Below are 13909 nucleotides of genomic sequence, written 5' to 3' on the forward strand. Positions count from 1 at the left end.
GCCCCGAGCCACGTGAGACATACACATGCAGACCGACTACCAGGCCCACATGCCGCACGTGGAAGAAGCGCTCCCCGAAGTGCTGATGCGCATCGTCACCGAATTGCACGACGTCGCCTATCTGATCGAGCGGATCGAGCCGCAACTGGCCGGTGACCACGGCGCCGATGCGCTTGCCAATCCCGACAAGATGATGGTGCTGCAGGGCATCGACCTTGCCGTGCAGAAGACCCGCGGGCTGGCCGAATTCATCGACACGATTACCGCATCGATCCCGGACGCCTGGATGGTCGACGTCACCACGGCCGTCAATCTGGTGAAGCTTGCCGATATGAAAAAGGCACTTGGCAACGGCATGTTGCGCCACGGCCACTCCCAGCCTCTGACGAAGGCGGCCGGCGATTTCGAAGCGTTCTGACGCTTGCGAAGCGCGCTTCAGGGCGTGCGTCTGAGAATATCCTTTTATAATCAGTAGCTTGCTGCACCGTGCCCCGATGCCGCCGCAGCTCTGCGGCGAGGCTTGGCTGCGCCCGACGGCCCGTTTCGCGCCGGTGGATAAGTTTTGTGGCGAGGCTTCCGCCGCTTCGATTGGGCTCATCAAGCCAAGTTCGCGCAAGTTTCGTTTCCTACGGTCCGGATCGGGACTGGTGGATTCGCGCGCATTGGAAGTCGATACTCGGCATGTCGATACCCAGAAAACCCGAATGTTGGAACTGCGCAGGGCGCTCGGCCGATGATCGGCCCGATGACCTTGCGATACTGGGTGCGGAAACAGAATGAGTCTGTTGGATCAACTCTCGACGTTCACGAAGAACCTGAGCAGTCTCGGGCAAGGCAAGCTGATCGCGTTGGCGGCGGCTGGCATTGTTGCGGTCGGCATGGTGCTCGGGGCTGGAATTTACGTCAACAGACCCTCGTTCGAGACGCTCTATGTCGGGCTCGAACGCAGCGATGTCACCCAGATCAGCATCGCGCTGGCTGAGGCCAACATCGATTTCAATGTTGGGGCTGACGGTGCCAGTTTGCAGGTTCCGGTCGGCATGACCAGCAAGGCGCGCCTGCTGCTCGCCGAGCGTGGCCTGCCGAGCAGCGCCAATGCCGGCTATGAACTCTTCGACAATGTCGGTTCGCTCGGCCTCACCTCCTTCATGCAGGAAGTGACCCGCGTGCGCGCCCTCGAAGGTGAAATCGGCCGCACCATCCAGCAGATTTCCGGTATCGCCGCCGCCCGCGTCCACATCGTGATGCCGGAGCGCGGCAGCTTCCGCAAGGCAGACCAGAACCCCACCGCCTCGGTCATGATCCGCGCCAGCGCCACGGTCGGCCGCAGCGCTGCCGCTTCGATCCGTCACCTCGTCGCCTCGTCCGTACCGGGGCTCGATGTCGATGACGTGACCGTGCTCGATTCGACCGGGCAGCTTCTCGCCTCCGGTGACGACCCGGCCAACAGCGCCCTTAATCAGTCGCTCGGCGTCGTCCAGAACGTGCAGACCGAGCTTGAGAAGAAGATCGACAACGCGCTTGCTCCGTTCCTCGGCATGGACAACTTCCGCTCGAGCGTCACGGCACGTCTGAACACCGACACGCAGCAGATCCAGGAAACGGTCTTCGATCCGGAATCGCGTGTCGAGCGCTCGACCCGTGTGACCAAGGAAGAGCAGAAGTCCAGCCAGCAGCAGCCGGACAATGCCGCGACCGTACAGCAGAACATTCCTCAGGCCGCCCCGAAGGGCGGTGCCGGCCCGCAGTCGAGCGATCAGGCCGAGAAGAAGGAAGAGCAGACCAACTACGAAATCAACAGCAAGACGATCGCCACCGTCAAGAACAGCTACACCGTCGAGCGGCTCTCCGTTGCCGTCGTCGTCAACCGTGGCCGCCTGGCAGCAATGGTGGGCGAGCCGGCCGACCAGGCCAAGATCGACGCCTATCTCGCTGACATGCAGAAGATCGTCGCCTCGGCTGCAGGCCTCGACACCAGCCGCGGCGATATCGTGACCCTGACCGCCATGGACTTCGTCGAGACGCAGCTGCTCGACCAGGCGGTTGCCGGCCCGGGTGTCATGGAAACGCTTACCCGTAACCTCGGCGGCATCATCAACGCGCTCGCCTTCATCGTGGTCGCCTTCCTGGTGGTCTGGATGGGCATGCGGCCGCTGGCACGCCAGCTCGGTCTCGGTGGTGGCGCCGGCCAGATCCAGGGCGAAGCCGCTGGCCTCGAGCTGCCCGACTTCTCTCCGGCCAATGCCGGCGCCGGTGGCGCGCTCATGGAAGGCTTCGGCTCGGACTTCGGCTTCGACAGCACCGACGACCTGCTCAGCATGGGCGACGACAGCGGCAGCTTCAACCGCCGCGTCAAGGAAGGGCCGGAGCGGCGCCTGGCCCGCATGGTCGAGATCAGCGAAGAGCGCGCGGCGAAGATCCTGCGCAAGTGGGCTCTCGACAAGGCGGCCTGACGGACAGAAAACGGCCCCGGAACTTCTTGCAAATCCCGCCCTTGTGGCGGGATTTTTCTTGTCGCCGCCACGCCTCATCGCGCCTGCGGTGGGTTTTGGTGTTCGGGTCAAATATTGCCGGAGTCCGGCCGCCATATTTCATCTGGCGCCGAAATTGCTTCAAGTTTCCAAGGGAGTTCGGCGGAGTCTCGGTGGAATCTCGGATGGTAATATTTTAACGATATCTTAATTTATAGATTCGGCGCGCCCGCATGACGTGCATTCCGCGTTGCTATCTACTATTCCGGATTCGGGCTATACAGAGTTCATCGCAAATATAACATTATTGCTATAGAAATTTATTCTTTGAGTTTCACAATTTATATATCGATAAAATGAGCTGCGCCTGAAAATAGGCTGGTGCATTTGAGCAACAGCTATGAAAACAAAGTATAATATCGCGCGCATTCGAAATTCTCTGTGCGCGAAAAACCGTCCTTTTTTGGGATGAAATCCCATCATTTTCCACTCGCAATGCGGCCCCCTCTCTCGTTCCGCGCGCGAAAATCGCTGATTTTCAAGAGAAAAGTCCTTTCCTTTCAAGGCGTTGCGATTCTGAGTCGGTTCATGCGGCAGCAGATGGGTGTTGGCAGGGGCGTGTGATTGCGAATCGCGACATGCTGGCGACACGAAGTAAATAGCCAGAAGAGGGCGATGTTTTTTTTCTCGCGTCGATGTACATTTTTAGCAGTTGATTCGCGTCCTGATCTGCGACTGGTGGTAATATTCGGCTTCGGCCGGCTGTTGGCGGCGGCAGCGCAAATGCAGTTCCGGGATGTGGATCCGGCACAGGGGCTGAACTCATGGACATTTCGCAAGCAGACATTGCTGTCTGGCCTTTGCCGACGGCACCGACACGCGCACGCGGCGGCGGGTTTTCGCGCGAGCAGCTTTTGCGACGACTGGGCGAAGTCGCCGGGCGCGGCGGTCTCGGAAGCGGTCTTTCGGCTCTGACGGAATATGTCGGCGCGAGCCATTATCTGTTGGCGCGTTATGATCTGTCGCAGGACAGCGGCCTCGACCACGTGGTCTGCTCGGACTGGCCGTTCGACGTCGTCCGGCGGCTCTCCGGCGTGATCACCGCGCTTCATGCCAAGACGACGGAGCTGGAAAAGTGCCTCGCGGTGCTGCAGCCCTGTTTTCATGCGCTTCCCGACAATACCGAATTGCCGCGCGGCATCAGCCGCGAATACTGCGCAGTTACCTTCAATGTCGGGCGCCTGCGTTTCTCCCTGATGCTGCTCGTCCCGGAAGACGTGATCCTGTCGCAGGAGAGCCTGCGGGACGTCACGCTTCTGGCGGGCTATCTGGCAAGCTTCACCACACGCGCAGAAGTGCGCCATGACCGCGACTTCGAGCTGACCGAGCGCGAACTGGAGTGCCTGTTCTGGATTGCCGAAGGCAAGACCAGCGAAGAGATCGCGGTTATCCTCGGCATCTCGCGCAACACCATCAACAACTACATCACCAGCGTCATGCGCAAGACCGCGACCCGGACGCGGTCCGAAGCGATTGCCTACGCGGTGCGCAATAATCTTGTGTAAGGAACGGGCGCGATGACGCATTTTCTTGGCGGCGGGCGGATCGAGGACGAGCAGAAGCTCGCAAGAAACGGCAACCGCGCCGCGCGAGCGGCCACCTTGGTCACGCGCCTGCAAGCCATGCAGCGTCAGATCAACGCCAAGCACTTCGCAGTCCTGCGCCTCAACGGCAAGGGAACGGGCAGCGCTCGAAAGCTCACCTGCGTCCTCGACAACTGGGGCGTCGCAGCGGAAGCCAACGCCCATGATCTCGTCAACGCCTATGGCGAAGAACTGGTCGCGCATCTCGACCAGTCGCTGCTACCGATCCTTTGGGACGGCGCCGGCGAGCACCAGGCGGCCGAGCTCTCCGAGCTTGCGCCTTTCGCGCATCGCCTGAAGGGTCGCAAACTTCCCTATTCCGGCATTGCTTTCCCCGTCAGGCTCGGCGCCCAGGGCAACGGTTACGTCGTCTTTGCCGGCAGCTACGTCGACGCCTCCACGGAGCAGGTGGTCGATCTGCACGGCCGCAGCTGCATGATCATGACCGATCTTCTGGCGGCCGATGAGAAGCGCGTCGCCCCGGCGGAAACCTTGAGCGATCGCGAGATCGCCTGCCTGCAGATGGCCGGCGACGGTCACATCAGCGAAGAGATCGCCGAGCGCATGGGACTTTCGGTCCACACGGTCAACGCCTATCTGGGGGCTGCGACCACCAAGCTCGATTCGGTCAACCGCATCCAGGCGATCGCCAAGGCGATCCGCCTCGGCTACATCAGCTAGCCGCGGACACGACGGACCACGCTGGCCTTTTGAGCAGCGGAGCCGAGGGAATTGAACCTGCCAGCGTCAATTGCACGTCAAGACGAGATCCGCCCGAGCGGCGCTTTCAGCTCGCCAGCGGCAATTCGTAGGACTTGATGAATTTCGCCTCTGCGAGGCTCCGCGCCAGGAAGGCCGTGTTCTCGTCCGGGTCGGACGAAGGGTTCTGGAAATTGATGTGGCTGATTTCGATCCCGGCCGTCTCGTTGCCGAGCGACAGGCGGACATAGATGGTCACGCCGCGGGGCTTCAGTTCGAGGTCGAGCACGATTTCCGGCTCGCTGTCCCAATCCAGATTGTAGTTGCCGCCGAGGCCGAAATTGACCGTGCCGGGCAGAAAATAGAGCTCCGCTGCCGATTCGACGAGGTCAGCGAGGCTGGCATAGGACTCGAACCGCAATAGCGCGATGAAATCGGCGGCGTCGATGAGACGCAGTTCGGTCGCCACAGGGCGAATTGCTTCAGCTACGATCTGTTCTCGCTTCTCGGAGAATTCGCACTTTTTCATCGGAGTTATGTCATCCGTTTTGGTTGCGACGCATGCACGCGGTGAATGAGTTCGGCAACAGCCTTGTAAAACACCGGTGGAATCACACTATCGACCGAGACTTGTGCAAACATGGAGCGTGCAAGCGGCGGGTCCTCGAAGACGGGAATGCCGTTTTTCTCTGCGATTTCACGGATCTTGAGGGCAACCAGGTCCTGGCCCATTGCCACGACGATAGGCGCGTCGCTCTCCTCGCGGACATAACGCAAGGCGACGGCATAGTGGGTCGGGTTGGCGATGACCAGCGTGGCGCGCGGCACCGACGAGATCATGCGCTTGCGCGCCCGGTCACGCTGCATCGAGCGCAGGCGCGACTTGACGATCGGGTCGCCCTGCGCCTGCTTCATTTCCTCCTTCACTTCCTGCTTGGTCATCATCAGTTCGGTGTACCAATGGTGCCGCGACCAGAAGAGGTCGGCGATCGCCAGCACAGCGGTCGACAGCAGAATGACGATCATGATCTCGTTGAGGTCGCTCGCCATCGTCGAGAACATCGTGACCGGATCGGAAAACATCAGGTCGAGCGTGGCGAAATAGTCGTTCCAGAGCACCAGGACGACGACGACCGACACGATGATGATCTTGAACAGCGACTTGCCGAATTCGACTAGGCCCTGGATGCCGAAGATCCGCTTGAGCCCCGCCATCGGTGAAACCCGATTGAGCTTGGGCTGGATGCGGTCGAGAACCGGCAGGGGCAAGTTCTGGAAGATGGACGCGCCGACGCCGAAGACGATCAGCAGGACGAAAACCGGGACAACCAGAGCCGTCGATTTCCAGATCAGATGGGTGATCAGGGCCACGACGTCGGTGGCGTTTTCCAGCCGCCAGGCCTCGGGTTGCTCGAAGATATCCTTGAGCGCCTCGGTGAGGGTGGCGACGCCGTCGGTCAGGAAGAAGACGAAGAAAATGTAGATCGCGAGCGTCGATGCGAACATCGTGGCTTCGCGTGAAAAGGGCACATTACCCTTTTCGGCGGCGTCGGAGATCTTCTTCTCTGACGGGGCTTCTGTTTTGCTGTCTTTATCCTGATCGTCCGACATGAGACAGGACGGCTCCCAGTTCCTCTGCAGCGACGCGCGTCCGGCGGACATACGCCCTGCATTGCGCCTCCTGTAGTGGACCCAGCGCGGGAACCAGGCAAGAGTTGAGCCCCGGCATTCGCCGGGGCTCAACAGAAATTACCCTTCGAGGAGCGGTCCGTTGGCCGCGTTGCGCGGCTCGTTGGACGGAGGCAGGCCTCACGCGGCCTGCACATCCTTTTCCTTGAGCTCGAGCTGTCCGTTCGCAGCCAGCCTGATGGCTTCCTGCGTGATCGAGCGTCGTGCGATAGCGATATCGCGCGGGTTGATGCCGGCATCGCCCATGGCGAGATCGGACTCGATCATGCGGCGCTGGCGCGCGCCGATGGAGGCAAGCACGGATTCGCGCAGTTCCGACGTCGAGCCGCGCAGCGCCATCGTGATGATGTCGGTCGACACGTCGTTGAAGAGCTGAACGCGGCTGCGCTGCGGCATGTAGAGTACGTCGTCGAAGAGGAAGATCTTCGGACGAACCTTGTTGGCCGACGCGGTGCTGAGCGATTCGAGGGAGGCAAGCAGCGTATCGACCTGCGGCTTGTCGAGTTCGTTCATCACCTCGGCGATCTTGGCCGGGCCTGCCGAATTGCGCTCCGCTTCCATCTCGCCGATCATTTCCATGACGCGGTTTTCGATGATTGCGGCGGCCTTCGGGTTGACGTCCTTCATGTTGACGGCGCGCTTCAGGATGTCCGGGCGCTGTTCTTCCGACAGCTGCAGCAGCACCTTGGCACCGAAGCTCGAAGGCATCATCGACAGCACGTAAGCGATCGTCTGGGCATGTTCCTTGGCAAGCTGGACGGAAACGGCGACCGGGTCGCATTCCTGCAGGCGATCCCAGATGTTGGCTTCGTAAGACTGGAACGTGGCGCGTCGGCCGAGCAGGCCGTCGACTTCGTCCGGCGTCAGGCCTTCCTCGAGAATGCTCTCGATCGCCTTGGCGTTGTCCATGAGGCCGGCGCCCTCGGTGAAGAGGTCTTCGAACTCGTTGACGAGGGCTTCGAGCTCATGCGGCGGAATCGCGCGCAGCGACTGCGCCGAGGCGATGATCGACTGCAGTTCGCTCTGGGTGAAGAACTTCAACAGCTTGCTGGCGACGCCCTTGCCCATGGCAAGCAGAACGGCCGCCGCCTTGTCCGTCTGGCTGAGCGGCCTTGATAGCGCCTGAGCCTCGAAACTTTCGAAATCCATCATGGATTCATCCTTCGCCCAATCATTGGGCCCTATGACTTCTTATTGCCCTTGATCTCGATGAGTTTGACGCCGAAGCGGGTATCGTCGCCTTCGAGAACAGTAATTTCGCCACGGCCGATCACGCGACCGTTGACCATGATCTCCACCGGCTCGCCGATGCGGCGATCCAGCGCGATCGTTGCGCCTTCGCTGAGGTTCATGAGGCCCGAAACCTGCATCCGGCTCGAGCCGAGCACGATCTGCACGTCGATCGGAATGTCCATGATCAGATCGAGATTGGCGTTCATGCCGCTGCCGGGCGGCGTATCGACGGCCGCATCAGCGCTGTCGAAGGACGTCGCGGCAAAATCCGTGCCGCCGAAATCGCTCGTCGCGGGCGCGCCGCCGAGATCGGCGCCGAAGTCGCTGGAGCCGAAATCGCCGCCGAATGCGTCGAGGCCGCCAGCGGCCGGTGCGCCAAAATCGCTGCCGAAATCGGTGGTGCCAAGCGTTTCGCCGCCGAAATCGGAGCCGAAAGCATCAGGCGTGTCGGAATCCTGCTTCAGGACACCGCGCAGGTCGTTGATCGCCTGGTCGAGTTCCATATCTCCGACAGCGACTTCGGCCTGTTCGTTGATGGGTGCTTTTTTGGGTGCCATGTGAGAACTATTCCAGTTGAAGCTTGCCTCAGGCATGCTGCGAGCGCGCGGCAGGCCGATTTAACTCATGATGTGGCGAAGGATGTCCTGTTCGGATCCGTGCGTATCCTTGACCCGAACCGTGTATTTCGATCCGGCGCGCCCGAATTCGCAGACATAGAGGTCGCGGCCATTGGCGTTGACGTCGACGCGAACGTCCTGGGCATCGAGGAAGGGAATGACGTCGCCCGGTTGCAGGCGGCTGATCGTGTCGAGCGTCAGGCTTTCGAGCCGGATGCGCGCCTCGATCGTCACCGCCGAGCGGCGAACCTGCTCCTCCAGCTGTTCCGTCCACTCGGCCTTTGCCTTGCGCTGCTGTCCGCTTCCCTTGGGGAAGACGATCGTCGTCTTCAGAAGCACGCTTTGCGGAACGATGATCGAGAAGGTGGAAAGCACGGGGCCGAAGCCGATCGTCATGTCGATCGCGCCGGCGTGAACGTCCTCGATCATCGGATCGGGCTTGGCGCGCGCGACGCTGTTGAGCGGGCGTTCGACGATCGGCTCGAAGCTGCCAGGCGCATTGACGGCCGTCCTGAGCACGTCGGCGATCTTCTCGAACAGCGGCACGGCCACGTCGATTTCGATCTGGGAAAGGGCGCGCGGCTGCGGTTCCTCGATGCCGGCGGGCTCGGCGCCGAGCAGCGCCTCCACCAGAGCGATGATGATCGGGCTGTCGCAGCCGATCTGAAAGTCCGCGCACCAGTTGCGCAGCGAAACCTCGCTGATCAGCACGCCCGTGCCCATCGACGAGATCAAGTCGCGGCGCATCCCGGTCCGGTGGCCGGCATAGCCGATGGTGATGTCGAGACCCGTCTCCGCCCGGCACATGTCCGGCAGGAATTCGCCGAAGACCTGGCCGAGTTCGAGAGCCAGCCGGCCGATCACCCGGTCGTCGCCGAGCGCGCCGGTCATACGTGCGAGGAGCTTGCGGTCGAATGCGTGAACGTTGGAGGTCATCAGATCAAGCCGCCTTGCTTTCGCCGCCGCCGCCGGGGTTCATCATTTCCTGCTCGACCGCGTCGATGGACGGACGCTCGTAGGCCGAGATGGTCTTGCGGCCATATTCGAGAGCGACCTGCGGAACCGAACCGTTCATGTAGGCAAGCAGTGTCTGCTTGACGATGATGTAGAGCCGGTTCTGCTTCTCGCGCACCGATTTGACGTTGGCGACGAGCGGCGCGACGATCGAATAGGAAAGAAACACGCCGAGCAGTGTGCCGACGAGAGCGGCCGCGATCTTGGCGCCGAGAACTTCGGGCGCCTCGCTGATCGCGCCCATCGCCTTGATGACGCCGAGAACGGCCGCGACGATACCGATCGCCGGGAAGGCGTCGCCCATCGTGTTCAGCGCGTGGTAGCACTTCATCTTGTCGTGGGTGATGGTCTGGATTTCCTCGTCCATCAGCGCTTCGATCTCGTGCGAGCGGGCGTTTCCAATGATGATCAGGCGCACGTAGTCGCAGATGAAGGCGGTCAGTTCCTTGTTCTTCAGAACCGTCGGCGCCGACTGGAAGATCGTGGATTCCTCGGGGTTGTCGATGTGGCTTTCGATCTCGTTGCGCGATTTGGTGCGCAGGTCGCGCATCAGCGAATAGAGGACGCCGAGCGTGTCGAGATACTCGCGCTCCTTCGGCACCTTGTGGCGAAAGGCTTCGCCAAGCGCCTTGCCGGTATCCTTCACCACCTTCATCGAGTTGGCCATGATGAAGCCGCCGACGCCGGCGCCGCCGATGATCAGCAGTTCGAACGGCTGGTTGAGGACTTCCATGTGGCCGCCCATCGCCAGATAGCCGCCGAGGATACAGCCGAACGTCACAAGAAGTCCGATGATGATGTTCATATTCGATACCTGTCGCGATCTTATTTTCCGCTAACGGGATACGGTTTCATCCTTGCGTGAGGCTGGCCGGTCCGGGCGACAGGGCCACCTGGCGGAACAGGTTCGCGCAAGGCTGTCCGGTCAGGATTTGTCAAAACAGGCTCAGGGGCTGCCTGTCTCATTCCGGCAGGGGCGGAGCGATCGTGACCACGACTTATACGAGCTACAAGCTGATTACGGCCGACTTGACGAAGTCGCTGGCCCGCGTTGCCGAGCAGCCGGATGTGGCCCGCGAGACCGCGTACTATCTGTCGAAGATCGGCGACGTCAAAACGATCGACGACTTCTTTGCCGATACCCGCCTCTACAATTACGCGATGAAGGCGCACGGCCTCGAAGACATGGCCTACGCCAAGGCCTTCATGCGCAAGGTGCTGACGGAAGGCGTCGACAACGAAGATGCCTTCGCCAACAAGCTGACCGACAACCGCTACAAGCAGCTCGTCGAATCGCTGAATTTTGCAGCCCACGGCGCGGCCGCCACGTCCTTCGATCGTGCGCAGAAGGGCGTCGCAGAAAAATACACGCGCCAGACCCTGGAACAGGACGCAGGCGAAGAGAATGCCGGCGTCAGGCTTGCCCTTTATTTTTCCCGCATGGCGCCGACAATCAACAGCGGCTACGCCATCATCGCCGACGAGGCGATCGCCCAGGTGGTGCGCACGGCCCTGCAGCTGCCCGACGAATTCGCGGCGACCAATGTCGATCGCCAGGCCGAGACCTATGAGCAGGCGCTCGATTTCAAGGACTTCCAGGACCCGACCAAGGTTGCCGATTTTCTCGACCGGTTCACTGCGCTCTGGGAAACCAAAAATTCAACGGACGGTTATGATCCGCTCGCGGTCTTCGGCTCATCGAGCGGCTACGGCATTTCTTCCGATCTTCTCCTGTCCATCAACAGCCTGAAACTCGGGGGAAACTGAGCGTGCAAACCGGTCTTTACGTCGCGATTTCGTCGCAGATGGCGCTTGAAAAGCGCCTCAACACACTTGCCGACAACATCGCGAACGCCAACACCGTCGGCTTCCGTGGCACCGAGGTGAAGTTCAACCAGATGCTCGGCGACACCAAGCCGACCAAGGTTGCCTATGTCAGCAAGGGCGAGGAGTTCCTCAACACCAGCAACGGTTCGCTGACGCGCACGGGCTCGGCGCTCGATTTTGCCGTCAAGGGCGACGCCTGGTTCCAGATCGAGACGCCCGCCGGCCCGGCGCTGACGCGCGACGGGCGGTTCACGCTAACGGATACCGGCGAACTGGTCACCATCCGCGGCTATCCGGTGCTCGACGCCGGCGGCGCGCCGATCCAGCTCAACGGCAACGGCGGCGAGATTACCGTCGGCGCAGATGGCGCGCTTCACCAGAACGGTGTCGCCGTCGCCTCGCTCGGCCTCTACGAGGCCGATTTCAGCAAGGGGTTCGTTCGCCTCGACAACAGCGCGGTTCAGCCGGCGGCACAGGTCGAGCCGGTCGTCGACCGTTTCGATGTCGGCGTCATGCAGGGCTTCCTCGAAGAGTCCAACGTCAATGCCATTCAGGAAATGTCGCAGCTGATCATGGTCACCCGCGCCTTCGACAACATCACCGCCCTGCTGCGCGACGGCGAAGGATCGCTTGAAGAAGCGGTCAAGACGCTTGGCGGCAGCCGCTAATCTGTGACGGACATCGGCATGCAAAGCGAAGGCCAGAAAACGAGCGCGGGATCGACATCTCTGGCGGCACTTGCCGGCCTGGTCGAACGCTATGCCAAACCCGAATTCTCGATCGCGCCCGGCGGTCACGTCCAGACGATCTCGCCTGGCCACTACACGGTGACCGGCCTGTCGCGGCATGTGCGGCTCGGCGATTTCGTCGCCCACAAAAGCGTCACCGGCACCCATCTCGGCGAGGTGGTTCGGGTCGAACCGGAGCGGGTGGTCGTCTGCCCGATCGAGCCCGGCGACCCGATTGGCATCCATGACACCGTCATTCGCAAGGGCGCCTTCCGTGTCGCGCCGACCGACCAATGGTGCGGCCGTGCGATCAATGCGCTCGGCGAGCCGATCGATGGTCTCGGTCCCCTGCAACAGGGGGACGTGCGCCGCTCGATCACCAACACCGCGCCGCCGTCGATGACGCGCAAGCGGGTCGAGAAGGGTTTCCTGACCGGCGTGCGCGCGATCGACATCTTCTCGCCGCTCTGCCTCGGCCAGCGTCTCGGCATCTTCGCCGGCTCCGGCGTCGGCAAGTCGACGCTGCTCTCCATGCTGGCGCGGGCCGATGCCTTCGACAAGGTGGTGATTGCGCTGGTCGGCGAACGCGGCCGTGAAGTGCGCGAATTCATCGAGGACACACTGGGCGACAATCTCGCGAAGTCCGTCGCAGTCGTCGCGACAAGCGACGAGAGCCCGATGCTGCGCAAGATGGCGCCGCTGACCGCCGTCACCATTGCCGAGCATTATCGCGACAACGGCGACAACGTTCTGTTGATCGTCGACAGCGTCACCCGCTTCGCCCATGCAATCCGCGAGGTCGCAACCGCGTCCGGCGAGCCGCCGATCGCGCGCGGCTATCCGGCCTCCGTCTTCACCGAACTACCGCGCCTGCTGGAGCGCGCCGGCCCGGGCACCGAAGGCGCCGGCACGATCACGGCGATCATCTCCATCCTCGTCGACGGCGACAACCACAACGATCCGGTTGCCGACTCGACGCGCGGCATCCTCGACGGCCACATCGTTCTCGAGCGCAGCCTTGCGGAGGAGGGGCGGTACCCGCCGATCAATCCGCTCGCCTCGATCTCGCGTCTGGCGCGCAAGGCCTGGACCCCCGACCAGGAGAAGCTGGTCTCGCGCCTGAAGGCGCTGATCCACCGCTTCGAAGAGACCCGCGACCTTCGCCTGATCGGCGGCTACCGCCCGGGTGGCGATCCGGATCTCGACATGGCGATCAAGCAGGTCCCGGTCATCTACGAGGTCCTGACGCAGACCGCCGGTGAGCGCCCGGCACAGGACGCCTTTTCCGATCTCGCCAACGCGCTGAAGGCGGCGGCGATGGGCAATCAGCCGGGTGCGAGAGCGAGGTGATGACCATGACCGATTATGATGCGGACGAGATGGTTCATCAGCGCAAGCGAAGCCGCATGCCGATGACCGACAAGTTCCTGGCCGCGACCGGCGTGGCGCTTGCCGCCTTCGCGACCTTCTTTCCCTGGTACGCCTTCTTCCACCAGGACAAGTTCACCATGCCGCCCTTGTGGCAGGGCTCGACCCGCGACCTGCCGGAGCGCGCCGCGCGCAACGTCGTCTCGGTCTCCCCGCTCGCCATGCCCGACGCGGACGGCGAGACCATGGCCGCCATCGACCAGCTGACGACGGCGACCGTGCCCGGCATCGGCGGTGGTCCGGGGCCGGAAGGGACAGCCGCGGAAGAGGGGCTGTCACAGCCCTTTCCCGGCAAGTCCGGCTTCAAGCTGATGCATGTCGCCAACGGTCGTGCGCTGATCGAGGATGCGAGCGGCATGTACATCGTGCGCGTCGGTTCGGTTCTGCCCGACAACACGCGTCTTGCTACGCTAGAGCAGCGGGATGGCCACTGGGTGATGATCACCTCCTCCGGCGAAATGTACCAGGCCAACTGATTTAGGCTTGCCTTCTTGCCCACGACGGCCGCGCCATCTCTGACGGATGACGCGGCTTTCCGCCGTTTGCAGGCAATCTCCGGC

Annotated in this window: 14 protein-coding genes; 8 read left to right on the plus strand and 6 right to left on the minus strand. The window is 62.1% G+C overall.

The features are described 5' to 3' along the window. The first annotated feature begins 25 nt into the window (after nt 1-25). The 4 genes from cheT (at nt 26) to visR (ending at nt 4795) form a co-directional block, all read left to right on the plus strand. On the plus strand, nt 26-418 hold the full coding sequence (gene cheT, locus M2267_RS02950) for a chemotaxis protein CheT (RefSeq protein WP_043613055.1): 393 nt from the start codon (nt 26-28) through the stop codon (nt 416-418). 358 nt (nt 419-776) lie between these two features. Beyond that, a complete protein-coding gene (gene fliF / locus M2267_RS02955) occupies nt 777-2453 on the plus strand; it encodes a flagellar basal-body MS-ring/collar protein FliF (RefSeq protein ID WP_043613052.1) in 1677 nt (558 codons plus the stop codon). An 842-nt stretch (nt 2454-3295) separates the two neighbouring features. Then, nucleotides 3296-4036, plus strand: coding sequence for a transcriptional regulator VisN (gene visN, locus M2267_RS02960; protein ID WP_043613049.1), 741 nt, complete (start codon nt 3296-3298; stop codon nt 4034-4036). 12 nt (nt 4037-4048) lie between these two features. Beyond that, on the plus strand, nt 4049-4795 hold the full coding sequence (gene visR, locus M2267_RS02965) for a transcriptional regulator VisR (RefSeq protein ID WP_052201630.1): 747 nt from the start codon (nt 4049-4051) through the stop codon (nt 4793-4795). Nucleotides 4796-4901: 106 nt separating this feature from the next. On the opposite strand, the gene M2267_RS02970 is transcribed toward visR, so the two are convergent. From M2267_RS02970 to motA, 6 genes are all read right to left on the minus strand, one after another. Further along, nucleotides 4902-5342, minus strand: a complete 441-nt coding sequence (locus M2267_RS02970) for a hypothetical protein (RefSeq protein WP_043613045.1) — start codon at nt 5340-5342, stop codon at nt 4902-4904. Between the two features lie 5 nt (nt 5343-5347). Then, nucleotides 5348-6424 (minus strand): flagellar biosynthesis protein FlhB, encoded by a 1077-nt coding sequence (flhB, locus tag M2267_RS02975; RefSeq protein ID WP_043613043.1) that lies wholly within the window; start codon nt 6422-6424, stop codon nt 5348-5350. Between the two features lie 198 nt (nt 6425-6622). Continuing rightward, nucleotides 6623-7654 carry a flagellar motor switch protein FliG gene (gene fliG, locus M2267_RS02980; protein ID WP_034796925.1) on the minus strand — a complete coding sequence of 344 codons (1032 nt, stop codon included), beginning with the start codon at nt 7652-7654 and terminating at the stop codon, nt 6623-6625. A 29-nt stretch (nt 7655-7683) separates the two neighbouring features. After that, nucleotides 7684-8292, minus strand: coding sequence for a flagellar motor switch protein FliN (fliN, locus tag M2267_RS02985; protein ID WP_429112383.1), 609 nt, complete (start codon nt 8290-8292; stop codon nt 7684-7686). 60 nt (nt 8293-8352) lie between these two features. Then, nucleotides 8353-9288 (minus strand): FliM/FliN family flagellar motor switch protein, encoded by a 936-nt coding sequence (locus tag M2267_RS02990; RefSeq protein ID WP_043613039.1) that lies wholly within the window; start codon nt 9286-9288, stop codon nt 8353-8355. Between the two features lie 4 nt (nt 9289-9292). Continuing rightward, nucleotides 9293-10171 carry a flagellar motor stator protein MotA gene (gene motA / locus M2267_RS02995; RefSeq protein WP_043613037.1) on the minus strand — a complete coding sequence of 293 codons (879 nt, stop codon included), beginning with the start codon at nt 10169-10171 and terminating at the stop codon, nt 9293-9295. 182 nt (nt 10172-10353) lie between these two features. Here motA and M2267_RS03000 point away from each other — a divergent pair, with 182 nt between their 5' ends. The 4 genes from M2267_RS03000 to M2267_RS03015 are packed head-to-tail and all read left to right on the plus strand — an operon-like array spanning nt 10354 to nt 13825. Then, nucleotides 10354-11133, plus strand: coding sequence for a DUF1217 domain-containing protein (locus M2267_RS03000; RefSeq protein ID WP_043613033.1), 780 nt, complete (start codon nt 10354-10356; stop codon nt 11131-11133). Nucleotides 11134-11135: 2 nt separating this feature from the next. Beyond that, nucleotides 11136-11861, plus strand: a complete 726-nt coding sequence (gene flgF / locus M2267_RS03005) for a flagellar basal-body rod protein FlgF (RefSeq protein WP_043613031.1) — start codon at nt 11136-11138, stop codon at nt 11859-11861. 18 nt (nt 11862-11879) lie between these two features. After that, a complete protein-coding gene (fliI, locus tag M2267_RS03010) occupies nt 11880-13271 on the plus strand; it encodes a flagellar protein export ATPase FliI (RefSeq protein ID WP_043613184.1) in 1392 nt (463 codons plus the stop codon). Continuing rightward, the gene (locus M2267_RS03015) at nt 13271-13825 is read left to right on the plus strand and encodes a flagellar protein (RefSeq protein WP_429112385.1); all 555 of its coding nucleotides are present in this window, start codon (nt 13271-13273) and stop codon (nt 13823-13825) included. Before fliI ends, M2267_RS03015 begins: the two co-directional genes overlap by 1 nt. The last annotated feature ends 84 nt before the right edge of the window (nt 13826-13909 follow it).

Source organism: Ensifer sp. KUDG1, from assembly GCF_050434285.1.
Lineage (GTDB): Bacteria > Pseudomonadota > Alphaproteobacteria > Rhizobiales > Rhizobiaceae > Ensifer.

Bases quoted from the DNA above. Each gene is read 5' to 3' on its own strand.
- cheT (WP_043613055.1), top strand. From the start codon at position 26: ATGCAGACCGACTACCAGGCCCACATGCCGCACGTGGAAGAAGCGCTC.
- fliF (WP_043613052.1), top strand. From the start codon at position 777: ATGAGTCTGTTGGATCAACTCTCGACGTTCACGAAGAACCTGAGCAGT.
- visN (WP_043613049.1), top strand. From the start codon at position 3,296: ATGGACATTTCGCAAGCAGACATTGCTGTCTGGCCTTTGCCGACGGCA.
- visR (WP_052201630.1), top strand. From the start codon at position 4,049: ATGACGCATTTTCTTGGCGGCGGGCGGATCGAGGACGAGCAGAAGCTC.
- M2267_RS02970 (WP_043613045.1), bottom strand. From the start codon at position 5,342: ATGAAAAAGTGCGAATTCTCCGAGAAGCGAGAACAGATCGTAGCTGAA.
- flhB (WP_043613043.1), bottom strand. From the start codon at position 6,424: ATGTCGGACGATCAGGATAAAGACAGCAAAACAGAAGCCCCGTCAGAG.
- fliG (WP_034796925.1), bottom strand. From the start codon at position 7,654: ATGATGGATTTCGAAAGTTTCGAGGCTCAGGCGCTATCAAGGCCGCTC.
- fliN (WP_429112383.1), bottom strand. From the start codon at position 8,292: ATGGCACCCAAAAAAGCACCCATCAACGAACAGGCCGAAGTCGCTGTC.
- M2267_RS02990 (WP_043613039.1), bottom strand. From the start codon at position 9,288: ATGACCTCCAACGTTCACGCATTCGACCGCAAGCTCCTCGCACGTATG.
- motA (WP_043613037.1), bottom strand. From the start codon at position 10,171: ATGAACATCATCATCGGACTTCTTGTGACGTTCGGCTGTATCCTCGGC.
- fliI (WP_043613184.1), top strand. From the start codon at position 11,880: ATGCAAAGCGAAGGCCAGAAAACGAGCGCGGGATCGACATCTCTGGCG.
- M2267_RS03015 (WP_429112385.1), top strand. From the start codon at position 13,271: ATGACCATGACCGATTATGATGCGGACGAGATGGTTCATCAGCGCAAG.